Origin of the sequence: Neobacillus niacini (assembly GCF_000759675.1) — a bacterium.
Classification (GTDB): Bacteria; Bacillota; Bacilli; order Bacillales; family Cytobacillaceae; genus Neobacillus; species Neobacillus niacini_A.
Genome location: NZ_BAWM01000004.1, coordinates 109,983 through 134,622 on the forward strand (window position 1 = coordinate 109,983; position 24,640 = coordinate 134,622).

The following is a 24,640-nucleotide window of genomic DNA, read 5'->3' on the forward strand; positions in this document are numbered from 1 at the left end:
GCCACACTCCTTGAAGTTTATTCTAATTCTTGATAATTCAACGTTTCTTGCGCAATAACCCTATCATCAAGTTGGACTCTGTAACCGCCTTTTCCATTGAATGGAATTTTCAATGTGATTGGTACTCTTGTTGTAGAAGTAATTTCAAAGTCTTCCGCAGGCTCGGTCATACTATGAGTCATATCCTCAATATAAATAAGAACTTTCTGTTTTTGTCCTGGTACTAGAGGATTGTACTCAATTGTGATATCTCTTGTTACATCTTTAGGCGGTTTTTCTTCCTTGCCTTTTGAAATTACAACAGATACCTTGTCACCCTTTTTCAATTCCGTATTAGGCAGAGGTGACTGCGAAATAATGCTGCCCTTAGGAATCAAATCATCATACTTTTCTTCTGAAATTTCAAATTTAAGTCCAACAGAATCTAAATATTCCTGTGCACCCTTTGTGCTATATTGTGTTAAGTCTCTTAAGACGATCGGTTCAGGCCCCTTACTTACTTCAAATCTTAATATAGTTTCATCAGGTATTATTTCTTGACCGCCTTCAGGCTCTTGGCTAAGAATTGTACCAGCCTCACTATCATCAAAAACTTCAGTAGTATTAATATCTTTAAAGTTTAGATTCTCCAATATACGACTTACATCATCATAGTTTTTTTCAACATAATCTTCTAGTATTATCTTTTCCTTACCAGTACTTACAAATATTGTGACAGATGTATTTTCTTTTACCATACTTTCCGCTTCAGGTCTTGTTTTGATGACTTTCCCCTCTTCAATTTCATCATCAGGTATCTTTTCTTCCTCGCCAGCCTTAAGACCTGATGCTTCCAATTTGTCAATTGCTTCTTCTAGTTCCATCCCGCTGATATCAGGTATGCTTACATCTTTAGGGGATAATAAGTCTGGTAAGACTGTAATAGTGAATATTCCCAGCAATAATAACAATAAAAAGGTTGAAAATAATATAATAGGCCACTTTTTACGTTTTTTCTTGTCTTTCACTTTTTTCACTGCATCTTTCTTGACATTGTCTGAAATTTTATCATGACTATGCACTAACGTTTCATCAAGATTTTGCAACGGACGGTCATCCGTTATGACGGGAATCGCTTTTGTTGCTTCATCATCAATCGGAATAACAAATTTCGCCTCGTTTAGTCTTTCTGAATCAAGTGCCGTTCTTAAATCTTCCTCCATTTCATCTACACTGTTATAACGATGAAAAGAATCTTTGGCAGTCGCCTTTAATACGATATTTTCGACACTTTGCGGAATATTTGGATTCCACCTTCTTACTGAAGGAGTTTCCGATTGCAAATGCTTTAACGCAATTGAAACAGCAGATTCACCTGAAAAGGGCAGTCTCCCTGTTAATAATTCAAACATGACTATTCCAAGGGAATAAATATCAGATTTCCTATTTGCCATGCCTCCACGTGCTTGTTCAGGTGATAAATAGTGAACTGATCCCAGGACAGAATTTGTTTGGGTAATACTTGTTGCGCTTAACGCCATAGCAATTCCAAAATCAGTTATTTTCACATTGCCAAAACGGTCAACAAGAATATTCTGAGGCTTGATATCCCTGTGGATAATATGGTTTTGGTGGGCATGAGAAATAGCAGATGTTAGTTGTTTCATAATTTCAATTGTATCTTGAACTTGTAATGGTGAATTTTGTTGTATGTATTGTTTCAGTGTTTGACCTTCAACATATTCCATTACAATAAAATAAAGATCATTTTCTTCGCCAACATCATAAATACTTACGATGCTAGGGTGAGCTAAACTTGTCGCGGATTGGGCTTCCCTGCGAAACCTGCGAATAAATTCTTCATCATTGGCAAAATCAAGGCGCAGCATTTTAACGGCTACATCACGGTCAAGAATCATGTCGTGGGCTAAATAGACATTCGCCATACCGCCGCCGCCAATCATTTCTAACACTTTATATCGACCGCTTAATCGTTTTCCAATCAACATTGCAAATCACCCTCGCTGAAATCAGAAAACACCACAATCGCCAGTGTAATGTTATCCTCTCCACCATTTTCATTTGCAAGAGAAATTAGCGTACTTGCTTTTTGTTCCAAAGGATCTTCATTTGTAAGAATAGCGCTCATTTCATTTTCATTTACTTTATTGGAGAGACCATCCGAGCATAATAATAGGATATCCCCTTCTTCAAAAATAATGGTTTTTATGTCCATTTCGACTGATTTTTCTGTACCAAGAGCACGCAGCAGCACATTTTTACGAGGATGATGCTCAGCATCTTCTTTCGATATTTGTCCAGATCGAACAAGTTCATTTACCAGTGAATGGTCTTCCGTAACCTGTTTAAAACCAGTCTCATTTAGTAAATAACATCGGCTGTCACCAATGTTTGCAATGCTCACAAATCTTTCGTTACTTATGGCTGCTACAACGGTTGTCCCCATACCGTCACACTCTAAATGATTCATGGCATGATTAAAAAGCAAGCTGTTTACATTTGATATCTTCTCTCTTAGCCAATTTTCTGCTTCTCCAGCAGTCGAAATCCCATTTGATGCTTCCCAGTCATTTTTCAATTGAGTGATGGTCATAGCGCTGGCAACGTCACCAGCACGGTGACCGCCCATGCCATCTGCTACAATAGCTAAGCGGTGCCCGTCCTTATTTACAAATATGCCCCCAGCATCTTCGTTATGTTGTCTGACCTTGCCTTGGTCAGTCATAAATACTGCTTTCAAACCTTTCACCTCGTCTCCTCTTTCCGCTCCTTTGCACGAAGTTGTCCACATGCTGCGTCAATGTCGTGACCTTGCTCTCGGCGAATCGTAACATTAATACCTCGATTTTTGAGTGTTTTTTCAAATGCAAAAATTTTATCCTTCGGGGTACGCACATAGTCCCTTTCAGGAACATAATTAACAGGAATTAGATTAACATGGCATTTTAACCCCTTCAACAGGATGGCTAACTCTTCCGCATGTTCAACAGAATCATTTACCCCGCCAAAAAGTCCGTATTCAAAGCTAATTCTGCGCCCCGTTTTATCGATATAATACCTTACAGACTTCATTAAGTCATCAAGTTTATATGCCCTGTTGATTGGCATTAACCGAGACCTTAATTCAGTGTTTGGCGCATGTAGTGATATCGCAAAATTAATCTGCATATTTTCATCAGCAAATTGATAAATCTTAGGAACAATACCGCTAGTGGATACTGTTATGTGGCGTGCACCGATCATCAATCCTTTATCATGATTGATGATTTTAAGAAACGACATCATATTATCGTAATTGTCAAATGGTTCACCAATTCCCATAATGACAACTGAGCTGACACGCTCATCAGTTTCGTCAAGAGCTTGCTGCACCGTTACGACCTGAGCAACAATTTCACCTGCTTCTAAATGACGTTTAAGCCCTCCAAGTGTTGAAGCACAGAAGGTACAGCCAATCCTGCAGCCAACCTGCGTTGTTACACAAACTGAATTACCATAATCATGGCGCATTAAAACTGTTTCAATAGAGTATCCATCATGCAGTTCGAATAGAAATTTAATTGTCCCGTCGGAAGAAGATTGCTTAATAACTGTTTTTAATGTGGTGATTTGAAAGTTCTCCGACAGTTTATCACGTAAACTTTTTGATAAATTATTCATATCTTCAAAAGTAGATATTCTTTTTTTGTATAGCCAGTCATAGATTTGCTCTGCCCGATAAGGTTTTTCACCATTATTAGACAGCCAATCCTTGATTTCGTGAAGCTCTAGGGAATAAATAGATGTTTTTTTTGTGTCCAATGTTGTTTTCGTCTCAGTTGTATTTAGTTGTTCCAACTGTTACACCTTCTTTCTTAAGCATGCGATAAAGAAACCGTCAGAGCCAAAATCTTGGGGAAGTATTTGTAAAAGACCTTCTGTTACCAATGGTTGGATTGCCTCGGGCATTCTTTCTTTTAACGTATCATCCACCTCAAATTCAGGATGCTCCTGTAAAAACTTGAAGACGGTATTTTCATTTTCTTCCTTATCTACTGTACACGTACTGTAGACAAGAATTCCACCTTTTTTCACTAAAGGTGATACAGAGTCTAATAAATTTAGCTGTATTGTACTTAATTGATAAAGATCTTGTTCTTTTTTTGTATATTTCATATCTGGTTTTCTTCTCATAACTCCCAATCCAGAACACGGGGCATCGAGAAGTATTCTATTAAAGTATTCCTTTTCAAAATGTTCTGCCGCATTTCTAGAATCCATTGCGATTGTCTTTATATTACCCAAACCTAAACGTTTGGCATTTTCATTAATTAATTTAACTTTATGTTCATGTAAATCAAGCGAGATTACTCCCCCAGTTAATTTCATTGTTTCTGCAATATGAGTAGTTTTTCCACCAGGAGCAGCACATGCATCCAGAATCAATTCATTCTCATGGGGAGCTAATGCATAGGCTACTAGCATTGAACTTTCGTCTTGAATGGTAATCATGCCTTTTTTAAATGCCCTTGAAAAGGCTAAATTTCCTTTCATTGCTCTAATAGCTTCTGGAATTATAGGACTTTTTTCGATTAGAAAGCCTTCCTCATCAAGATCCTCAATACATTCACGAACAGTTGTTTTGGTAAGATTGACTCTAGCTGTTTGCAAAGGTGCTGTTAAGTTGACCTCACACATTTCTTTTGTTCTTTCATAACCAAATTGGTTTACCCATCTTTTAACCAGCCATTCTGGGTGGCTCGTCTCAATGGATAGTCTTTCAATTGGATCACTAACCTCTTCCATCGATGGCAGCCCCTCACGCTGAATACTTCTCAGCACACCATTAACCATACCAGCTATTCCCTTGTGACCACGTTTTTTCGCAATCTCCACTGCTTCATAAATAGCAGCTCTATCTGGGATTTTATCTAGGTAGACCATTTGATAAAGGGTAATCCGTAATAGCTGGTGTACCCAATTATCCAATTTTTTACTATTTTTAATAAAAGGCTTTATAAAATAATCTAGTCCCATCCTTCTTTGTAATGTTCCATAGGTTAATTCTGTCAATAACCCTATATCAATCGGGGAAATTTTGTTTTTTTCAATCGTACTATTTAGCAGTAAGTTACTATACGATTGGTTCTTTTCAATTGATTCGAGTAAATCCATAGCTGCTTCCCGCACATTTTTCTTCTTATTTGTCATTTTATTCTCCTAGTCTGCTGCCAACTAAGATTTTCGATCCTGCACCTCTGTAAAACTCTTCACACGTCATTTTCGTTTTACCAGAGGGTTGCAGCTCTATTATCTTAATAGCCGTTTCATCACCCGATGATACAGTAATACCATCAGGTTCGTTTTTTATGACAGTCCCAGGCACCTCACTTTTGTTACCTGTAACCTTTTCTGAGCGCCAGATCTTTACAGTTTGACCATCAAGGGTTGTAAAAGCAACCGGCCATGGATTTAATCCACGAATATGATTATAGATTTCTTCACCTGTTTTGGACCAATCTATTTTTTCTTGCTCTCGTTTAATATTATAAGCAAATGTTGCTTTGTCATTATCCTGTGGAATAGGCGTTAAATTTCCATCTAGCAGCTTTGGCAGGGTTTCGGATAACAAGTCTGCACCAGCCTTGCTTAGCTTTGTATGAAGAGTGCCAACATTGTCTTCTTCGGTAATCTCTACCTCGACTTGTGTTAATATATCACCTGCGTCAAGCTTTTCTACCATATACATAATGGTAATCCCTGTTTTGTTTTTGCCTTGGATTAGGGCATAATGAATGGGTGCTCCACCCCGAAGTTCCGGAAGAAGAGAGGCATGGACATTAATACAACCATGTGTGGGAGCTTCTAATATTTCTTTCGGCAATATTTGTCCAAAAGCAGCTGTAATGATTAAGTCTGGGCTCAGAGAAAGGATCTTTTCCATTTCATCTTTTTGACGAATTTTTTCAGGTTGATAGACAGGGATTCCATGCTTCAATGCTTCGACTTTCACAGGCGGGGGTGTTAGCACTTTCTTTCTGCCTACAGGTCTATCTGGCTGGGTAACCACTCCTATAACCTCATAACCGTCATCTATAATTCTTCGTAACACGGGTACTGAAAAGTCTGGAGTACCCATAAAAACGATTCTCGTCATTCACTTTCTACTCCTTTTAACTCATTTTCTTCGAGATATCGGTTTACCTTCGAGGTGAATAATATCCCGTCTAAATGATCAATTTCATGTTGTATCGCCCGAGCGAGAAATTCCTCCGCTTCGAGCGTATATTTTTTTCCTTTGCGATCAAATGCCTCAATCATTACATAATTTGGTCTGGTAACTTCTCCAAAAAGGTCTGGGAAGCTTAAACACCCTTCTGTACCCGTTTGCTCTCCAGATGTTTTTAAGATGCGAGGGTTAATCATCTCAATCGTACCTAATTCATCATCAATATCAACGATAGCAATTCTTTCATCTATCCCAATTTGTGGGGCAGCTAGTCCAACACCATCGTATTCAATCATGGTGTCATACATATCATCCAGCAATTTTGCAAGTTTTCTGTCAAACTTCACAACTTGTCTGCATTTTTTTTCAAGTACCTCTGCTGGGTACGTAACGATTTTTTGTATAGCCAAAGGTGTTCCTCCATCTAAATCGTAGTCGTCCGATTTTTTTATCTTTATTAGTAATTACTATACATTTTCACCCAAATTACTATATCATAACCTTTTATATCAACGATATTTGCTTAACTTACATTAAAATAAACGGGTTCACATCAATAGAAACAAGTAATCCGCTCTTCGGGTCTGCTTGATACTGGTCGAGTATCGCTTTTAATGTCTTATTAAGCTCTGGTTCACGCTTATATTTTATTAGGCAATGATAGCGGTATCGATTATTGATCCTTGGGATGGGTGAGGCAGCAGGTCCTAAAACTACTGCACGATTTGATATGCGAGATCGGACAAAAGCTGCAATTTTTTCTGTTGCCGAAACGACAGTCATTAACTGTTCATGACTGATTGTTATTAAAGCCAAATAATAAAAGGGGGGATAATGATGTGCTTTTCTCATCATCATTTCCCTATTATAAAAGAGGTCGTAATCCTGTGTTCCAGCAAGCTCAACACTGTAATGCTCAGGAGTATAGGTTTGAATAATGACTTCCCCGGGTAATTCATGGCGCCCCGCCCTTCCGCTAACTTGTGTTAATAGCTGAAAGGTTTTTTCTGAGGAGCGGAAATCTGGTAAATGAAGCATCGTATCAGCAGAGAGAACACCAACAAGCGTGATATTTGGAAAATCCAGCCCTTTCGCAATCATTTGTGTCCCTAATAGAATATCGGCTTTCCCTTCATGAAATTCCTTTAATAGCCTCTCATGTGATCCCTTTTTCCCTGTTGTATCTACATCCATACGAATTACTTTTGCCTCAGGAAGAATTTTACCGAGTTCATCCTCTACCTTTTGTGTTCCTGTACCAAAGTAGCGGATATAATCACTTGAACACTCAGGACATTGGTTAGGAACGTAGCTCTCATATCCACAGTAATGACATTTCATTTGGTCCTTAACCTTGTGATAAGTTAATGAGATATCACAATTAGGACAATTCATCACATACCCGCAATCCCTGCACATAACAAATGAAGAGTGACCGCGTTTATTTAAAAATAAAACCGACTGCTCTTTTCTTTCAATTCTCTCTTTTAGTAATTCAAATAACTTTCTCGAAAACATTGAGCGGTTACCTGCTCTAAGTTCTTCTCGCATGTCAATAATCTCAACCGCGGGAAGTGCTCTCTTATTCATTCGATTTGGAAGAGATAATAGTTTGTATACCCCTTTTTGCGCTCTTGCAAAAGACTCAAGCGCTGGAGTAGCACTCCCTAGTACAACTGGGCAGTTATTTTTTTGTGCTCGTTCAATTGCCACATCTCTCGCATGATAACGCGGCATTTCTTCCTGCTTATAACTTGTTTCATGTTCCTCATCGATAATGATGATTCCCAGGTTTTCAAAAGGAGCAAAAATCGCTGACCTAGCACCGACAACGACCTTAACCTCTTTACGTTGAATCTTCCGCCACTCATCATATTTTTCACCAGCAGATAGCCCACTGTGCAATACTGCAACTAAATTACCAAAACGTCCCTTAAAGCGATTTACCATTTGCGGAGTAAGTGCAATTTCTGGTACAAGTACTATTGCTTCTCTGCCTTTTTCAATTACATCCTGAATGGATTGTAAGTAAATTTCCGTTTTCCCACTGCCAGTTACTCCATAAAGTAAAAAAACCTCATGGAGTTTATTTTCAATGGAATCTAGTATTGGTACAATGGCTCTTTGCTGGTCCTCTGTTAAAGGCAGTGGCTCAGTACGTGTAAAGGTCCGATTTTCATAGGGATCTCGATACACTTCCATATCCTGTTCGGAAAGAAATTTCTTTTCTACTAGCGCTTTTACTGTTGCAGAGGAAATGTTTAATTGTGCTAACAATTGTCTAAGTTCCACCTGTTCAGTATTTTTAACAAAAAACCTTAATACTTCCTTTTGTTTTTCCGCCCTTTGCGGCAGGCTATTAAGTGCTGCTTCTAAATCTGCTGAAGAAAGAAGCGGGATAACGTATTTTAATTCCTTTTTCTTTAGTCTTTCTTTCACAACATAAATGACTTCTAGATGACCTTTAGCGGCCTCACTTTGGAGGATGGGGACAAGCCCATTCTTTAATGCGTCATCCCAAAAAATGGCTTCCTGATTATTAAATGCCTCTTGAAGCTGTAAAGGTAATTCATCTAGTTTAACACCTATGGAAAGTTTTACCTTCTTTTCGTATTTCGCTTTTAAGGCAGCTGGGAGCATTGCCTGATATGCATAAATTTTAAAGCACAACGTATTTTCAGTCAGCCAATTACCAAGCTCAAGTAACTCCTGATTAAGAACAGGTTCTAAATCCATCGGTTCGATAATTTCTCGGAGTTTCTTAAATTCTGATTCTGCTTTTATCTCTGTAACAAAACCTTGAATTTTCCTTGGACCAAAGGGGACAATTACCCTCATTCCTGGCTGAATAGTCTCAAGCCAATGGGCTGGAATGAGATAATCAAACTCCCTATCCGTTTGTTTTGCAGGCACATCAACAATAACACTAGCAACTTCCATTTGGTTCCATATCCTTTGGTAATGCTGCGATTTCTTCGATAATTTTGTGAGCAACATCTAGCTTTGACATTAAAGGTAAATCTATCTTGCTTCCATCACGCTTAAAAAGCGTCACTATGTTTGTATCCATTCCAAATCCAGCACCTTCTGATTTTACATTATTGGCTACAATCATATCTGCATTTTTGGTCTTTAATTTTTTTATTGCGTATTCTTCAACATTCTCAGTTTCAGCTGCAAATCCAATTAGTATTTGGCTTCCCTTCTTTATTCCCAGCTCAAATAAAATATCTTTCGTTCTTTCGAGTTCAATCACTTTCTCCCCAGGCTGCTTTTTCATTTTATGTTCAAATGAAACTTTAGGAGTGTAATCAGCTACAGCTGCTGTTTTAATTATAATATCAGCGTCTTTATAATTCTCCATGACGGCATGATACATATCTTCCGCACTCTCAATCTTAATTAAATCCACACCTGGTGGAGGAGATAAATGGACTGGTCCAGAGATTAATATTACCCTTGCTCCCTCTTTCTTCGCTGCTTCTGCCAGAGCATATCCCATTTTCCCGGTAGAATGATTCGTGATAAAACGGACGGGGTCAATTTTTTCCCTTGTTGGACCAGCAGTAATTAAAACGTTTTTCCCGTTTAGCTTCAAAGAACTTTTATTTAAAAAATGCTGTTTTATTAAGTCGACAATTTTTTCAGGTTCCTCTAAACGTCCCTTACCTACATAGCCACAAGCTAAATAGCCCTCACTTGGTTCTATAAATTGATAATTGTAAGAGGCTAATATTGAAATGTTCTTTCTTACTGCCGGATGGTCATACATATGTACATTCATCGCTGGAGCTATCCAAACTGGCGCAGTTGCTGCAAGTAAGGTTGTTGTAATCATATTATCAGCCATACCATTTGCAAGCTTGGCTATCGTATTTGCTGTCGCAGGTGCAACTAGAATTAAATCTGCCCAATCAGCTAAATCGATGTGCGCTATCACATTCGGATTTTTTTCTTCAAAGGTATCGGTATACACTTCATTGCGGGATAACGCCTGAAAAGTTAAAGGGGAGACAAATTTTGCAGCAGAGTCACTAAGTATTACTTTTACCTTAGCACCTGCCTGGACTAGTTTGCTTGTTAATGCCGCTGCTTTATATACTGCTATTCCACCTGATACACATAATAAAATCTTTTTATCCATCGTTTTCGTATCCCCCACATCTAATCCAAAAGTATCATTTCTTTTATTATGCTAGAATCACTTTGTTTTTTCATCTTTTTCATCTTAGTTTCTATAAAAATTGTCTTTTTTTGCGATAAAAAATAAAAAGGCTGACATCCTCTGCTGTCAGACCTTTCTGATTATTACTTGCCTATATTGCTATCTTTTCCGTATATAGCACCTGTTTCCGATTTTTTTGGAACCCGATAGGTTAGTTCTCCACTGTAAATTTCCTCTAGAGCCTTCCCTACATGTTTATAGGAAACATATTTAGATAATCTCTCGTCCTTTGTTTGCTGCATAGAACGAGCACGTTTTGCTGCAACGGAAACAAGTGAGTACTTTGAGTCAATTTTGTTAAGTAATGAATCGATAGAAGGATATAACATTTATTCAACCTCCAGTAATTTTTTATATCGGTGTTCCACACGTTCTCTGCGACAATGTTCAGCGACAACGATTGCTTTCACACGTTCACATGCCAACTCTACTTGATCATTTTCTACGACGTAATCGTATAATTCCATCATTTCAATTTCTTCGCGGGCAGATAACATCCGATTGTTAATCAACTCTTCTGTTTCTGTTCCTCTGGTAACAATCCGATTCTTTAACTCGGAAAGACTTGGCGGCATTAAGAAGATAAATAAACCTTCTGGAAACTTCTCCCTTACTTGTCGTGCTCCCTTTACTTCGATTTCTAAGAAGACATCTTTCCCAGCATCTAAGGTTTCACGAACATAATCTACAGGTGTACCATAATAGTTCCCTACAAACTCAGCATACTCTAACAGTTTACCTTGTTTAATTAATTCTTCAAATTCTTCTCGGGACTTAAAAAAATAATCTACCCCATTTACTTCGCCAGGGCGAGGTGCACGTGTTGTTGCGGAAATTGAGTATTCAAAAGCCGTGTCCGGATGGGAAAATATTTCTTTTCTAACAGTTCCTTTTCCGACACCAGAGGGACCAGAAAATACGATAAGCAATCCTTTTTCCTGCATTTTCTATAATCCTACCCTTCATCAATAATTTCATCACGGTCTGCCAGTCGATGGGCAACCGTTTCAGGCTGTACCGCTGATAAAATGACATGGTCACTATCCATGACAATTACTGCACGAGTACGTCTTCCATATGTAGCATCAATTAGTGAACCTTGATCTCGGGCATCTTGGATAATCCTTTTAATCGGAGCAGATTCGGGGCTTACAATTGAAATTATCCGATTGGCAGATACGATATTTCCAAAGCCAATATTAATCAATTTAATCGACATGATTATCATCCAATCATCAATAATATATTTTGGTCGTGTCAAACACTTTCTAAACACATTTATTCAATATTTTGAACTTGTTCTTTCAGCTTCTCAAGCAAACTTTTTATCTCTACTACTTTTTTAGTAACATTTGAGTCATTTGCTTTTGAACCAATTGTATTCGCTTCCCTATTCATTTCTTGAACGAGAAAATCAAGTTTTCTGCCAATTGGCTCGTGTTCGTCTAACGTTTGCTTAAATTGCTGAATGTGGCTATTTAACCTAGTTAATTCTTCATTGATATCAATTTTATCAGCAAATATAGCTACCTCGGTTAATACACGTGTTTCATCAATTTGTCCCTGTACTAGTTCCTCTATTCTTTTCATTAATCGTTCTTTATATGCTGAGACAACTAGGGGAGCGTATTCTTTCAGTTCATCTAAATTTGTATCTAATTGTAATAAAGAAGTGAGCAGATCCTTTCTTAGCTCTTCTCCTTCAGTTAAGCGCATTTGTTTACATAGTAAAACAGCTTCTTCTGTTGCATTTAGTACTAAATTTTCCAACTCTTCATTTCCAGCATCATTTTCTTCGATATGTAAAAATTCGTTACGTGTCAATAAATCCTGAAGTAATACTTTTCCTTCAAGATTGAATTTATCACGTGCTTGTTTGATAAATAGGTAGTACTCTTCGAGCAGCTTCCAATCAACCTGAATTTTCCGAGTAACTGCACCTTCCCCTTCTATCATTATATAAACTTCAGCTCTGCCGCGACGGAGATGCTGATTCAATTTTTTCTTTATCTGATCTTCAACCTTTAATAGCTGCCTCGGCATCCGAACATTAATCTCACTAAAACGATGATTGACTGTTTTTACTTCTACATTTACAGAAAAAGAGGCTGAGGCAATCCTGCTTCTCCCAAAGCCCGTCATACTTATAACCATCAAGGACACTCCAATCTACTGAAGATGAGCGGTTAACGTACTATGTAAAGTATATTGTATTATTTCGAAAACAAACAAAAGGTAATAGAGTTATCTCTACTACCTTTTGGATTATAACATACTTTATTTTGTTTTTCTTAACAAAAATGATCCTGCTAGTAAAAAAGTTGGAATAGACGATAGACCAATAATCAAAAGCCAGTCCTTTGCTAAGATTGGTAGCGTGTGAAATATTGGTTGGAATGGCGGGTAGTATATCACTGCAACCATCAAAGCAAGCGATGAGACAACTGCCCAAACTAGGTATTGATTCCCAAATGGATTTCTTGATAGGACAGACTTTTCACTTCTACAATCAAAAACATGAATGAGCTGTGCCATAACAAGTGTTGCGAATGCGATGGTTTGTGCATAGGGCAGATTTGCAGGATTCTGATTATAAACAATCATAAAGGCTAGCAGGGTTACTATTCCAATTAGAAAACCCCTTGAGACAACTTTCCAGCCTAATCCTCGAGCAAACACTCCCTCATTTGGACTACGTGGTTTGCGCTTCATTACATCCTCTTCAGGTCTGTCAAGCCCTAGTGCCATTGCCGGCAGCCCGTCAGTTACTAAATTAACCCAGAGAATTTGAATTGGGACGAGAGGAAGAGGCAGTGCTAATAACATTGCAAACAACATAACCAATATTTCACCTACATTTGAAGCTAGTAAGTATCGGACAAATTTTCGTATATTTTCATATATATTTCGACCTTCTTCAATTGCCGATTTTATTGTCGCAAAATTATCGTCCAACAATACAAGCGAAGAAGCTTCTTTAGCCACATCTGTTCCCGTAATCCCCATTGCAACGCCAATGTCTGCAGCTTTAATGGCTGGAGCGTCATTTACTCCATCACCTGTCATCGCGACAATATGTCCTCTATTTTGTAAAGCCTTAACTATTTTCAATTTATGCTCTGGGGAAACGCGTGCAAAAACGGATACGTCATCTACTATTTCCTCAAGCCCTTCAACCGACATGGTTGATAAAGCATTTCCATCGAGAACCTTGCTTTTCTTCGTTAATATCCCGAGCTGTGCAGCAATGGCTTTAGCTGTAATGACATGATCACCCGTTATCATCACCGTTTTTATTCCGGCTTCATTACACTCCTTCACAGCGTCTTTCACTTCAGGTCTTGGCGGATCGATCATTCCTTGAACACCAATAAAGGTTAATTTCTTTTCTGCTTCCTGTTCACTTAAGATAACAGTATTAGCGGGAATTGGTTTAAAGGCAATCGCGATCGTTCTTAGTGCTTTTGAAGCAAGGTTATTAATAGCCTCTTGAACCTGCCCCTGGACATTCTGACCAAGATATTGTGTTTTGCCATCCCAGAGGATGGATTCACTCTTTCCTATAATTACATCCGGTGCACCTTTTGTTACAATAAAATTCCTGCCTTGCTTATCTTTAACATGCATACTCATCATTTTTCTTACAGAGTCAAACGGAAATTCTTTGACTATTGTAAATTCATCCAATAAATTTGTGCGATCCAACCCAGCTTTCATTCCACTAACTAGCAATGCACCCTCTGTAGGGTCTCCGTCAAGAATGTAATCCTCGTCCTTAATAACTAATTCTGAATGATTGCAGATCATCCCAAAAATAAGCATTTGCTGTAAAGCTTTCTCATCTTTTGGATGAACACGAGTATTATCACGGTAAAAATCTCCCCGCGGTTGATACCCAACCCCTTCAACTGTCCAAGTGTGACCTCCGCTCCATAAATGGGTCACCGTCATTTTGTTTTGCGTCATTGTTCCCGTTTTATCAGAACAGATAACGGATGCACAGCCAAGTGTTTCTACTGCTGGCAGTTTTCTGACTATGGCATTTTTCTTAATCATTTTTTGGACTCCAAGAGACAATGCAACCGTTACAATTGCAGGTAATCCCTCAGGAATAGCCGCAACTGCAAGGGAAACACCTGCTAAGAACATGGTATAAAGTTCATGTCCCTGTATGACTCCAATCGCAACCACAAGAACCGTTAATAATAAAGCAACCGTAATTAAAATTTTTCCCAGCTGCTCTAATCGGCGCTGTAAAGGCGTATCTTGTGTTTCGGCATTTTGGAGTAAATCAGCAATTTGTCCCATCGCTGTTTTCATCCCTGTACCAATAACTACTCCGACACCACTTCCCCTAGTGATCATCGTGCCCATAAAAGCAATGTTTTCCATATCACCAATACCAGGGTTTACTGTTTTTAAACGATTTATGTGTTTAGTGACAGGCACAGACTCACCAGTGAGGGCTGACTCTTCAATTTCTAAACTTCTCGATTCAATAATCCGTACATCGGCACCAATTCGATCTCCACTTGAAAATTTTATGATATCTCCGACGACAATTTCTTTAGAAGGGATTTTAATCCACTGTCCTGCCCGTAATACAGAGACCTGTGGTGCTGATAATTCCTTTAGTGCCTGCAGGGATTTTTCAGCTCTTCTCTCTTGAAAAAATCCAAGGAAACCATTAATAATTACTATGGCAATAATCGCAATTGCATCAATATACTCGCCCAGCAATCCTGATAATAGCGTGGCAGCTAGCAGTACTAAAACCATAAAATCTTTAAACTGACTAAAAAATAAGAGTAAAGCAGATTGCTTTTCCCCTTCCTCCAATTCATTAAGCCCATGCTGGGCAATTCGTTTCTTTACGGCTTCTGGTGATAATCCAGAAGAAAAGTCGGTATCTAAGACCTTTTCTACTTGATTTATCTCCATCTCATGGAATTTCATCCGACCATCTCACTCCCCTTAATTGTCTAAGACATACTCTAAAGAAAGCTTATTCAGCCTCGTCCCAAAAAATGCTATGATAATTAAGACGAGTTATTGATAACTGAATGAACAAGTTAAAATGAGACATACTCTAACTCTGTAAGCTATACTAAAGTGAATAAATATGTTTGTAGTAAAGGATGTTTTCCATGTCATTTGATGGTTTATTTACAAAAGCAATGGTTGATGAACTCGCGCGAACCTTAAAGGGCGGAAGAATTAATAAAGTACACCAGCCTTATAAAAATGAAGTAATCCTAACAATCCGTGCAAATGGAGTGAATCAAAAATTATTATTTTCCGCACACCCCAGCTACGCACGTGTACAGCTCACAAATGAAGCATACGAGAATCCTAGTGAACCGCCAATGTTCTGTATGCTGCTAAGAAAGCATATTGAGGGCTATATATTAGAGGATATATATCAGGTTGAAAATGATCGAATGATTATATTTGAAATTAAAGGACGAAATGAAATCGGAGATGTAAGCTACAAGCAGTTAATTATTGAAATAATGGGCAGGCACAGTAATATTGTACTGGTTGATAAAACCCGAAATATTATTCTCGACAGCGTGAAGCATGTTTCGTTTGCGGTAAACAGTCACAGAGCGATATTACCAGGTCAGCCCTATATTTATCCACCGGAACAAAATAAACAAAATCCATTCTTGGCAGTTGAAGATGATGTATTGAGAAAGATTGATTTTAATAGCGGTAAGCTTGACCGGCAAATTGTAGAGCATTTTGCTGGAACTTCACCATTATTCGCGAAAGAAGTTATTTTCCGAAGTGGCATTGCCAACCGGACAACTGTCCCACAGACGTTCATTCAAATGATACAAAGGATTCAGATTGGAGAGCTATCACCTGCTATCATGTCAACGGGGAATAAGGAAGTGTTCTACTTATTTCCACTCGCCCATATCAAAGGAGAAGTAAAAAGCTTCTCAACCTTAAGTGAGATGCTTGACCGCTTTTATTTTGGAAAGGCTGAGCGGGACAGGGTTAAACAGCAAGGAAATGATATTGAGCGGTTAATCATCAATGAAAAAGAAAAGAATGAGAAAAAAATTGAAAAGTTGGAGAGCACATTAAGAGAGGCTGAGAAAGCCGACCAGCTCCAACGCTTCGGTGAACTTTTGACAGCAAATCTCTATGCAGCCAAAAAAGGGATGAAAGAAATAGAAGTAATTGATTATTACGATGAAATGGGCGGCAAAGTTGCAATACCATTAGATCCGCGAAAAACGCCTTCAGAAAATGCCCAAAAGTATTTTTCTAAATACCAGAAAGCAAAAAACTCTGTTTCTATCGTTATCGAACAAATTGAAAAGGCACGTGAGGAAGTGATATACTTTGAAAATTTACTTCAACAGGTGCAGTCGGCGTCCCCTAAAGATATTCAAGAAATTCGCGAAGAACTCGTAGAAGGAGGGTATATCCGTGACCGCCAAAGACGAAATGCGAAAAAGATATCCAAAGCCAAGCCAATTCTTGACCACTACTTTTCATCTGATGGAACTGAAATTATTGTTGGAAAAAACAATAAGCAAAATGATTATTTGACCAATAAACTTGCTGCAAGAGATGAAATTTGGCTTCATACCAAGGACATTCCTGGCTCGCATGTTGTCATCCGAAGTAAAGAACCATCTGAAGGAACTATCAATGAAGCGGCGAAATTGGCTGCCTATTTTAGTAAAGCCCGAAACTCTAGTTCCGTACCAGTAGATTTTACAAAGGTACGGTATGTTAAGAAGCCTAGCGGTGCAAAGCCTGGTTTTGTTATCTATGATAATCAACAGACAGTATATGTAACACCTGAAGAGGAAATGGTTCTTAAACTTAAGAAATAATAAAAATGCCCCGGATTCCGGGGCGTTTGTTTTATTCGAATCTTTTACTCCAATCTGCTGGGGCTTTACTCCAGGATAGTAAACTTTCTTGATCGTCTTTGCTTATATAACCCTTTTCAATGGCTACCTCAACAAGCTTTGTAAAATCAGTCAGGGATTCGCTTTTAATCTCTTCTTGTGCGAATGCTTCCTTCCCCTTTTCCAGCTCATATGTAAAAATGGAAACCACGCCAAGCACTTCACATCCTGCTTCTCTTAGTGCTTGGACGGCTGTTATGACACTGCCTCCGGTGGATATTAAATCTTCTACCACAACAACCTTTTGACCTTTTTCCACTTTACCTTCTATCTGGTTACCTTTGCCATGACCTTTTGCCTTCGACCGGACGTAACACATTGGTACGTTTAATAATTCACTTACCCAAGCAGCATGTGGAATCCCCGCGGTTGCAGTACCAGCAATTACTTCTGCATCAGGATAGTTCTTTAGAATAATAGATTGCATCCCTTGTGCAATCTCTTTTCTTACTTCCGGATAAGAAAGAGTTAGGCGGTTGTCACAATAGATTGGTGAGCGTAATCCTGAAGTCCAGGTAAATGGTTCGTTTGGTTTCAAAGCAACTGCATTGATAGATAATAATTTTTCTGCTATTAATTTTTTCATACTTGAGCACTCCTCCATGCTTCCATCCATTTTTCATAGCTCTTCACTGGATTATTTGACCTAGTGATGGAGCGACCTACAACAATCGACGTAACACCCGCATTTCTTGCAAATTCAGGTGTGGCAATCCGTTTTTGATCTCCTGAATTGTCTTCCTCCATCCTTATACCAGGGGTAACCGTGTAAAAGGTCTCACCCAGTGCTTCCCGAATAGATAACGCCTCCCATGCAGAGCAAACGACTCCATCTAAACCTGATTCTTTTGCTAATGAGGCATAATGAAGAACGGATTGTTCAAGAGAGGCTGAGATAAGCTGCTCTTTAATCATTTGCTCTTCGGATGTGCTTGTTAATTGTGTAACTGCTATACAGGCTGGGCGCTTACGTCCTGCAGCCGTACCTTCATCTAAACCTTCTATAGCCGCAGACATCATCTCTCTGCCGCCGGCAGCGTGCACGTTTACAAGGTCGCATTCTAGTCTTGCAAGACCCTTCATCGCACTTTTCACAGTATTCGGAATGTCATGAAGCTTTAAATCTAAGAAAATTCGATGACCATTCTCTTTTAAATAATGAACGATTTCAGGACCTTCCTGATAAAATAGCTCCATCCCAACTTTTACAAAAAGCTGCTTACCGTTAAAAGGTTGTAAAAATTTCTCAACTTCATTACGATTTGCAAAATCAAGCGCGATGATGAGTGAGTTGTCCATTTTCCCGCCAGCTCCTTCCCCTGCATTCACTGATGTGTTCAAAACCTAATTGATCTAAAAGTAAAGGTAATTCTTCGATGATGGTTGGACACACGAAAGGATCCACAAAATTTGCTGTACCTACTGCAACCGCACTTGCCCCAGCATAAAAGAATTCAATAACATCTTCAGCAGACTCAATTCCACCCATCCCAATAATAGGGATATTTACAGCTTGACTTACCTCATAAATCATTCGTAAGGCAACCGGTTTAATCGCTGGTCCAGATAGCCCCCCAGTACGGTTGGATAAAATCGGCTTACCTGTTTTAATATCCAGTCTCATTCCAACAAGCGTATTAATCATGGTTAACCCATCAGCCCCGCCATCTTCTACTGCTTTTGCCATTTCCACAATATTAGTTACGTTTGGCGATAGCTTAACATATACCGGTACCTCAGATACATCCTTCACTTTGCGCGTTAACTGCTTTGCCACTTCAGGGATCGTACCAAAAGCGATACCCCCTGTTTTAACATTGGGGCAGGAAATATTTAATTCTAATGCATGGACATTGGGAGCTTTAGAGATGCTTCGAGCAACCTCAACATAGTCCTCTTCAAGCGAACCTGCGACATTTGCAATAATTGGTACATCAAACTGAGATAACCACGGCAATTCATTGCTCATCACCTTTTCTAATCCGGGATTTTGAAGACCAATGGCATTCAACATCCCTGCTGATGTCTCTGCCACCCTCGGGGTTGGATTCCCGAATCTGGGTTCTACCGTTGTTGCTTTAATCATAATAGCACCGAGTTTGCTCAAATCATAGAATTGGCTATACTCCTTGCCAAAACCAAAGCAACCGGAAGCAGGCATGATTGGGTTTTTTAATGTTAAACCAGGTAACTCCAGGTTCAATTTGCTCATAGTACTACCTCCCCGGCACGGAATACCGGACCATCACTGCAAACTTTTTTATAAGATATATCAACTAGCTCATTGCTGGTTTTGCATACACATGCAAAACATGCCCCGACCCCGCAGCCCATTCTTTCTTCTAAGGATAAAAACACCTTTTTATGAGAATACCCTTTTTCAATTGCTTTTAGCATAGGGGTTGGTCCGCAGGTGTATAGACAATCAAAATCTAATTCGTTGATAACATCTGTTACATAGCCTTTTTTCCCGTACGAACCATCAACAGTTGTAATATAGGTCTCACCATTTTTCAAGAATTCTTTTTCATAAAATACTGCAGAAACTGTTTGGAACCCATGGACATGGATCACCTTAACTCCTTTAGCAATAAGCTGATTAGAGAGCTCATATAGAGGAGGGACCCCAATCCCTCCGCCAACCAATAAAGCTGTATCCCCTGTACTCACTTCATTGACAGGAAACCCATTTCCTAAGGGACCGAGTATATCTAACAGCATCCCCTGACTTTTTTCAGCCAGGAGTGTAGTCCCTTTCCCTTCTTTTCGATAGATCATGGTAAATTGTGAATTCAATCTATTAAAGGATGAAATACTTATTGGTCTTCGTAAGAGCGGATCCAGTGCCTTGTCAATTCGAATATGCACGAACTGACCAGGTGCGGTTATCTCATTCACTAAATCAGCTTCAACCGTTAATTCAAAAATATCTTTTGCAATCTCTTCTTGGGAGATGATTTTACATAATTCTTTTCTTATCATGCAAAAACAGCCTCCTTTTCCTCGGCAGCCATGGCTTCAGCTGAAAAATTCATTGACTCTATCACTTTCAGAATGGCATCTGCTGTATCTAATGACGTTAGACATGGAACTCCATTTTCAACTGCTTCACGACGGATTCTAAAGCCATCACGTTCTGGCTGTTTTCCCTTTGTAAGTGTGTTGATTATGAATTGAGCTTCCCCATTATGAATCACATCGAGCAATGTTTTTCCTTCTGAGCCAATCTTTCCAATTACTTTAACTCGGAGACCAGCAGACTCTAGTACGGCCGCTGTACCACCCGTTGCCATAAGTCGGTAGCCGTTTGCTGCAAATCGTTTCGCAAGCTTCAATGATTCTTGTTTGTCTTTATCTGCTACTGTAAACAAGACAGTACCAAATTTTTGAATTTTCATACCAGAAGCTACTAAACCTTTGTAAAGTGCTTTTTCCAGCGTACAATCTTTTCCCATTACCTCGCCAGTTGATTTCATTTCAGGACCGAGTGTTATATCAACATTTCTTAACTTAGCAAAAGAGAAGACTGGAACTTTTACATAAACACCTTTCTTTTCAGGAACAATTCCTGGTGTGTATCCCTGTTCAGTTATGGAAACACCCAAGATCGCTTTTGTGGCAATTTTAGCCATTGGAACATTGGTTATTTTGCTTAAAAACGGAACAGTACGACTGGAACGTGGATTTACTTCAAGGACATATACTTGACCCTTTGATAATACATACTGAATATTTAACAGACCTACGATGTTCAGACCTTTAGCCATTTTTTCTGTGTATTCAACTAGCGTTTGTTTCACACTATCTGATAAAGTTTGTGGCGGATAGACGGCAATCGAATCCCCAGAATGGACCCCTGCACGTTCAATATGTTCCATAATTCCAGGTATCAACACATTTTCACCGTCACAAATGGCGTCCACTTCAATTTCCTGACCCGTTAAGTAGCGGTCTATTAACACAGGATGTTCAGGATTGATTTTAACGGCATTTTCCATATAATGAAGCAGTTCTTCTTGGCGATAAACAATTTCCATCGCTCTGCCGCCGAGTACATAAGATGGGCGAACAAGGACAGGGTAGCCAATTTCATTTGCAATCCCAATTGCTTCTGCTACCGATAATGCTGTTTTTCCTAACGGCTGTGGAATATTTAGTTTTTCAAGAGCTTGTTCAAATTTATCCCTATTTTCGGCACGATCTAAATCCTCTAAGCTTGTTCCAAGAATTTTTACTCCATTTTCTGCTAATTTTGCAGCTAGATTAATCGCTGTCTGTCCGCCGAATTGAACAACGACACCAATAGGATTTTCTAGATCGATAATACTCATGACATCCTCAATCGTTAAAGGTTCGAAATAAAGTTTATCGGAGATACTGAAATCCGTCGAAACCGTTTCTGGATTGTTATTGATAATAATTGCTTCATATCCTGCTTCTTTAATCGCTTTAACAGAATGAACGGTTGCGTAATCAAATTCAATCCCCTGCCCGATGCGAATGGGACCAGAGCCGAGAACGATAACACTTTTTCTATCAGTTACAATCGATTCATTTTCTTCCTCATAGGTTCCATAATAATAAGGTGTTTCTGACTCAAATTCAGCTGCACACGTATCCACCATTTTATAAACTGGAATCAGCCCATAATCTTTGCGCAGGCTGTAAATATCCGCTTCCTTTTGTTCCCAAAGTTCGGCAATCTTTTTATCAGAAAAGCCCTTTTGTTTGGCTTCCTTAAGAACTTCCATATTCATTGAATTAGCAGTTAGTTTTGTTTCTAAGTCAATGATTCCCTGAAACTTGTGTAAGAAAAATAAGTCAATTTGGCTCCATTGGTGAATGGTTTCAACTGTTATACCTCGCTTAATTGCTTCTGCGATGTAAAAGAGTCTTTCATCTCCAGCTTTGCAAATTCGTTTTTCTAGTAATTCATTACTAATATCCGCTGCACCATTTAACTCGAAATGGTGTACACCAGCTTCTAGCGAGCGAATTGCTTTTAATAAAGATTCCTCAAATGTACGGCCAATCGCCATCACTTCACCCGTTGCTTTCATTTGCGTTCCAAGTGATCGGTTCCCTGATTCAAATTTATCAAATGGCCACCTAGGGATCTTGGTAACGATGTAATCAAGAGCAGGTTCGAAGCTAGCGTACGTTTTCCCTGTTACAGGGTTAAGCATTTCATCTAATGTTAAGCCTACTGCAATTTTTGCTGCAAGTTTAGCAATCGGATAACCTGTTGCTTTTGAAGCAAGAGCCGAAGAACGGCTTACCCTTGGATTCACTTCGATTATATAGTAGTTAAAGCTATATGGGTCTAGTGCAAGCTGAACATTACAGCCGCCTTCTATTCCAAGTGAACGAATAATTTTAAGTGAAACATTTCTTAATAACTGATATTCTCTGTCACTTAATGTTTGACTAGGTGCCACTACAATCGAGTCACCTGTATGAACACCAACAGGATCAATGTTTTCCATATTACATACAACAATCGCATTGTCATTTCCATCACGCATTACTTCGTATTCGATTTCTTTATAACCGGCAATACTTTTCTCAAGCAAGCATTGATTGACCGGACTGCTTTTTAAACCACTTGTTACAATTTCGTTAAGCTCTTCTGAATTATGGCAGATCCCGCCGCCAGTCCCGCCAAGCGTATAAGCAGGACGTACAATGACTGGGAATCCTATTTTTTCAACGAATGCATATGCTTCAGCTAATTCATGGATAATTTCACTATCTGGAACAGGCTCTTTAAGTTCATTCATGAGACTTCGAAATAAGTCACGGTCCTCGGCTTGTTTAATCGCTGATAATTTCGTTCCTAGGATCTCGACCTCACACTCATCCAACACTCCGGAATTTGCTAATTCAACAGCAAGATTAAGACCTGTTTGACCGCCAAGAGTTGCCAAAAGTGCATCAGGTCGTTCTTTACGAATGATTCTACTTACGAATTCTTCTGTTAATGGCTCAATATAGACAGCATCTGCAATCTCTGTATCTGTCATGATAGTCGCTGGATTTGAGTTAACAAGTATTACGCGATAACCTTCTTCTTTAAGTGCAATACAAGCCTGGGTGCCTGCATAATCAAATTCTGCTGCCTGGCCGATGACAATTGGTCCTGAACCAATGACTAAAATGGAGTTTATATCTGTACGTTTAGGCATGTTGTGTAACCTCCTGTTTTTCAGACTCGATCATTGCAAGAAACTGATCGAATAAATGGTTTGCGTCTTCAGGTCCTGGTGAAGCCTCTGGATGGTATTGAACAGTAAAGGCAGGATAATCTAAATGCTTTAAGCCCTCTATTGTTCCATCATTTAAAGCGATATGACTAACAACAAGTCTTGTATCCTGTAATGACTTGTCATCAACCGTAAAACTATGGTTTTGTGCCGTTATTGCAATTTTCCCAGTTGTTAAATCTTTAACAGGGTGGTTTGAGCCGCGATGACCGAATTTCATTTTGATAGTATTGGCTCCACATGCCAGCGCAAATAATTGGTGTCCAAGACATATTCCAAATAAAGGTACCATGCCTAAAACTTGCTTAATCATATGGATGGCCTCAGGAACATCCTTGGGGTCCCCAGGTCCATTAGAAAGCATAATTCCGTCTGGCCGTAATTGAAGGATTTCATCTGCGGTTGTATGATAGGGAACCACCACAACATCACAATTCCGTTTATTTAATTCTCTTAGAATGCCGTGCTTCATTCCGAAATCAACGAGTACAATTCTTTTTCCACGCCCTGGACTTGGGTAAGAATTTTTTGTAGAGACTTTTCTGACTTGATCAATTGGAAGCTTTGTCTGCCTTAGCTTACTAATTACTTCATTTGGATCACTTTCAATCGAGCAGATTGCGCCTTTTAATGTCCCAAACTTACGGATAATCCTCGTTAATTTACGTGTATCAATACCTGCAATTCCAGGAATTTTTTTCATTTTAAAATATTCATCTATCGTAAATTCACTTCTCCAATTGGAAGGGAATTCTGTTGCATCTTTCACAATAAAGCCTTTCACAGCCGGGTTAATCGTTTCAAAATCGTCTCGGTTAATCCCGTAATTACCAATCAATGGATAAGTCAACATAACAATTTGACCGCAATAGGATGGATCAGAAAGTATTTCTTGATAGCCCGTCATTCCTGTATTAAAGACGACTTCTCCAATAGTATCCATGTGACTTCCAAACCCTTCACCGATAAAAATCGTTCCATCTTCTAAAATTAGCTGTGCTTTCATGCT

Annotated in this window: 20 protein-coding genes; 1 reads left to right on the forward strand and 19 read right to left on the reverse strand. The window is 39.0% G+C overall.

The genetic code is table 11. The features are described from left to right. Positions 1–17: 17 nt before the first annotated feature. The 13 genes from pknB to TR08_RS01660 form a co-directional block, all read right to left on the reverse strand. Entirely contained in the window at positions 18–1,988 is a 1,971-nt protein-coding gene (pknB, locus tag TR08_RS01600; protein ID WP_045515312.1) for a Stk1 family PASTA domain-containing Ser/Thr kinase, read from the reverse strand. Next, positions 1,982–2,740 carry a Stp1/IreP family PP2C-type Ser/Thr phosphatase gene (locus TR08_RS01605; RefSeq protein WP_045515514.1) on the reverse strand — a complete coding sequence of 253 codons (759 nt, stop codon included), beginning with the start codon at positions 2,738–2,740 and terminating at the stop codon, positions 1,982–1,984. The genes pknB and TR08_RS01605 overlap by 7 nt, the downstream gene beginning before the upstream one ends. Before the next feature lie 5 nt (positions 2,741–2,745). Then, the gene (gene rlmN, locus TR08_RS01610; protein WP_045515314.1) at positions 2,746–3,837 is read right to left on the reverse strand and encodes a 23S rRNA (adenine(2503)-C(2))-methyltransferase RlmN; all 1,092 of its coding nucleotides are present in this window, start codon (positions 3,835–3,837) and stop codon (positions 2,746–2,748) included. A 3-nt stretch (positions 3,838–3,840) separates the two neighbouring features. Beyond that, entirely contained in the window at positions 3,841–5,190 is a 1,350-nt protein-coding gene (gene rsmB, locus TR08_RS01615; RefSeq protein WP_045515316.1) for a 16S rRNA (cytosine(967)-C(5))-methyltransferase RsmB, read from the reverse strand. Between the two features lies 1 nt (position 5,191). Then, complete coding sequence (fmt, locus tag TR08_RS01620; protein WP_045515318.1) at positions 5,192–6,136, reverse strand: methionyl-tRNA formyltransferase; 945 nt, start codon at positions 6,134–6,136, stop codon at positions 5,192–5,194. After that, positions 6,133–6,618 carry a peptide deformylase gene (def, locus tag TR08_RS01625; RefSeq protein ID WP_045515320.1) on the reverse strand — a complete coding sequence of 162 codons (486 nt, stop codon included), beginning with the start codon at positions 6,616–6,618 and terminating at the stop codon, positions 6,133–6,135. The genes fmt and def overlap by 4 nt, the downstream gene beginning before the upstream one ends. 118 nt (positions 6,619–6,736) lie before the next feature. Continuing rightward, positions 6,737–9,148 carry a primosomal protein N' gene (gene priA / locus TR08_RS01630; RefSeq protein ID WP_045515322.1) on the reverse strand — a complete coding sequence of 804 codons (2,412 nt, stop codon included), beginning with the start codon at positions 9,146–9,148 and terminating at the stop codon, positions 6,737–6,739. Continuing rightward, complete coding sequence (gene coaBC / locus TR08_RS01635) at positions 9,135–10,352, reverse strand: bifunctional phosphopantothenoylcysteine decarboxylase/phosphopantothenate--cysteine ligase CoaBC (protein ID WP_045515324.1); 1,218 nt, start codon at positions 10,350–10,352, stop codon at positions 9,135–9,137. Before coaBC ends, priA begins: the two co-directional genes overlap by 14 nt. Before the next feature lie 164 nt (positions 10,353–10,516). Then, on the reverse strand, positions 10,517–10,762 hold the full coding sequence (gene rpoZ, locus TR08_RS01640; RefSeq protein ID WP_045515326.1) for a DNA-directed RNA polymerase subunit omega: 246 nt from the start codon (positions 10,760–10,762) through the stop codon (positions 10,517–10,519). After that, positions 10,763–11,377: a guanylate kinase gene (gene gmk, locus TR08_RS01645; protein WP_045515328.1), complete on the reverse strand. Its 615-nt coding sequence runs from the start codon at positions 11,375–11,377 to the stop codon at positions 10,763–10,765. An 11-nt stretch (positions 11,378–11,388) separates the two neighbouring features. Further along, positions 11,389–11,652 (reverse strand): extracellular matrix/biofilm regulator RemA, encoded by a 264-nt coding sequence (gene remA / locus TR08_RS01650; RefSeq protein ID WP_045515330.1) that lies wholly within the window; start codon positions 11,650–11,652, stop codon positions 11,389–11,391. Between the two features lie 59 nt (positions 11,653–11,711). Beyond that, positions 11,712–12,587 (reverse strand): YicC/YloC family endoribonuclease, encoded by an 876-nt coding sequence (locus TR08_RS01655; protein ID WP_045515332.1) that lies wholly within the window; start codon positions 12,585–12,587, stop codon positions 11,712–11,714. A 123-nt stretch (positions 12,588–12,710) separates the two neighbouring features. Continuing rightward, positions 12,711–15,389, reverse strand: coding sequence for a calcium-translocating P-type ATPase, SERCA-type (locus tag TR08_RS01660; protein WP_045515334.1), 2,679 nt, complete (start codon positions 15,387–15,389; stop codon positions 12,711–12,713). 191 nt (positions 15,390–15,580) lie between these two features. Here TR08_RS01660 and TR08_RS01665 point away from each other — a divergent pair, with 191 nt between their 5' ends. Further along, the gene (locus TR08_RS01665; RefSeq protein ID WP_045515336.1) at positions 15,581–17,290 is read left to right on the forward strand and encodes an Rqc2 family fibronectin-binding protein; all 1,710 of its coding nucleotides are present in this window, start codon (positions 15,581–15,583) and stop codon (positions 17,288–17,290) included. A gap of 31 nt (positions 17,291–17,321) precedes the next feature. On the opposite strand, the gene pyrE is transcribed toward TR08_RS01665, so the two are convergent. Genes pyrE through TR08_RS01695 form a run of 6 tightly spaced genes read right to left on the reverse strand, consistent with a single transcriptional unit; the run spans position 17,322 to position 24,637 of the window. Next, positions 17,322–17,954, reverse strand: coding sequence for an orotate phosphoribosyltransferase (pyrE, locus tag TR08_RS01670; RefSeq protein WP_045515339.1), 633 nt, complete (start codon positions 17,952–17,954; stop codon positions 17,322–17,324). Then, positions 17,951–18,667, reverse strand: a complete 717-nt coding sequence (gene pyrF, locus TR08_RS01675) for an orotidine-5'-phosphate decarboxylase (protein ID WP_045515341.1) — start codon at positions 18,665–18,667, stop codon at positions 17,951–17,953. Before pyrF ends, pyrE begins: the two co-directional genes overlap by 4 nt. After that, entirely contained in the window at positions 18,639–19,580 is a 942-nt protein-coding gene (locus TR08_RS01680; protein WP_045515343.1) for a dihydroorotate dehydrogenase, read from the reverse strand. Before TR08_RS01680 ends, pyrF begins: the two co-directional genes overlap by 29 nt. Then, entirely contained in the window at positions 19,577–20,350 is a 774-nt protein-coding gene (locus TR08_RS01685; protein WP_045515345.1) for a dihydroorotate dehydrogenase electron transfer subunit, read from the reverse strand. Before TR08_RS01685 ends, TR08_RS01680 begins: the two co-directional genes overlap by 4 nt. Continuing rightward, positions 20,347–23,553 carry a carbamoyl-phosphate synthase large subunit gene (carB, locus tag TR08_RS01690; protein WP_045515347.1) on the reverse strand — a complete coding sequence of 1,069 codons (3,207 nt, stop codon included), beginning with the start codon at positions 23,551–23,553 and terminating at the stop codon, positions 20,347–20,349. Before carB ends, TR08_RS01685 begins: the two co-directional genes overlap by 4 nt. Continuing rightward, positions 23,546–24,637, reverse strand: a complete 1,092-nt coding sequence (locus tag TR08_RS01695) for a carbamoyl phosphate synthase small subunit (protein ID WP_045515349.1) — start codon at positions 24,635–24,637, stop codon at positions 23,546–23,548. The genes carB and TR08_RS01695 overlap by 8 nt, the downstream gene beginning before the upstream one ends. Positions 24,638–24,640 lie beyond the last annotated feature (3 nt).

What these genes read in the sequence shown, in the direction of transcription:
- remA (WP_045515330.1), bottom strand. Translation starts at nt 11,652, where the DNA reads ATGTCGATTAAATTGATTAATATTGGCTTTGGAAATATCGTATCTGCC.
- TR08_RS01685 (WP_045515345.1), bottom strand. Translation starts at nt 20,350, where the DNA reads ATGATAAGAAAAGAATTATGTAAAATCATCTCCCAAGAAGAGATTGCA.
- fmt (WP_045515318.1), bottom strand. Translation starts at nt 6,136, where the DNA reads ATGACGAGAATCGTTTTTATGGGTACTCCAGACTTTTCAGTACCCGTG.
- pyrF (WP_045515341.1), bottom strand. Translation starts at nt 18,667, where the DNA reads ATGGACAACTCACTCATCATCGCGCTTGATTTTGCAAATCGTAATGAA.
- TR08_RS01695 (WP_045515349.1), bottom strand. Translation starts at nt 24,637, where the DNA reads ATGAAAGCACAGCTAATTTTAGAAGATGGAACGATTTTTATCGGTGAA.
- pyrE (WP_045515339.1), bottom strand. Translation starts at nt 17,954, where the DNA reads ATGAAAAAATTAATAGCAGAAAAATTATTATCTATCAATGCAGTTGCT.
- rsmB (WP_045515316.1), bottom strand. Translation starts at nt 5,190, where the DNA reads ATGACAAATAAGAAGAAAAATGTGCGGGAAGCAGCTATGGATTTACTC.
- coaBC (WP_045515324.1), bottom strand. Translation starts at nt 10,352, where the DNA reads ATGGATAAAAAGATTTTATTATGTGTATCAGGTGGAATAGCAGTATAT.
- TR08_RS01665 (WP_045515336.1), top strand. Translation starts at nt 15,581, where the DNA reads ATGTCATTTGATGGTTTATTTACAAAAGCAATGGTTGATGAACTCGCG.
- TR08_RS01680 (WP_045515343.1), bottom strand. Translation starts at nt 19,580, where the DNA reads ATGAGCAAATTGAACCTGGAGTTACCTGGTTTAACATTAAAAAACCCA.
- TR08_RS01655 (WP_045515332.1), bottom strand. Translation starts at nt 12,587, where the DNA reads ATGGTTATAAGTATGACGGGCTTTGGGAGAAGCAGGATTGCCTCAGCC.
- gmk (WP_045515328.1), bottom strand. Translation starts at nt 11,377, where the DNA reads ATGCAGGAAAAAGGATTGCTTATCGTATTTTCTGGTCCCTCTGGTGTC.
- pknB (WP_045515312.1), bottom strand. Translation starts at nt 1,988, where the DNA reads ATGTTGATTGGAAAACGATTAAGCGGTCGATATAAAGTGTTAGAAATG.
- rpoZ (WP_045515326.1), bottom strand. Translation starts at nt 10,762, where the DNA reads ATGTTATATCCTTCTATCGATTCATTACTTAACAAAATTGACTCAAAG.
- priA (WP_045515322.1), bottom strand. Translation starts at nt 9,148, where the DNA reads ATGGAAGTTGCTAGTGTTATTGTTGATGTGCCTGCAAAACAAACGGAT.
- TR08_RS01660 (WP_045515334.1), bottom strand. Translation starts at nt 15,389, where the DNA reads ATGAAATTCCATGAGATGGAGATAAATCAAGTAGAAAAGGTCTTAGAT.
- carB (WP_045515347.1), bottom strand. Translation starts at nt 23,553, where the DNA reads ATGCCTAAACGTACAGATATAAACTCCATTTTAGTCATTGGTTCAGGA.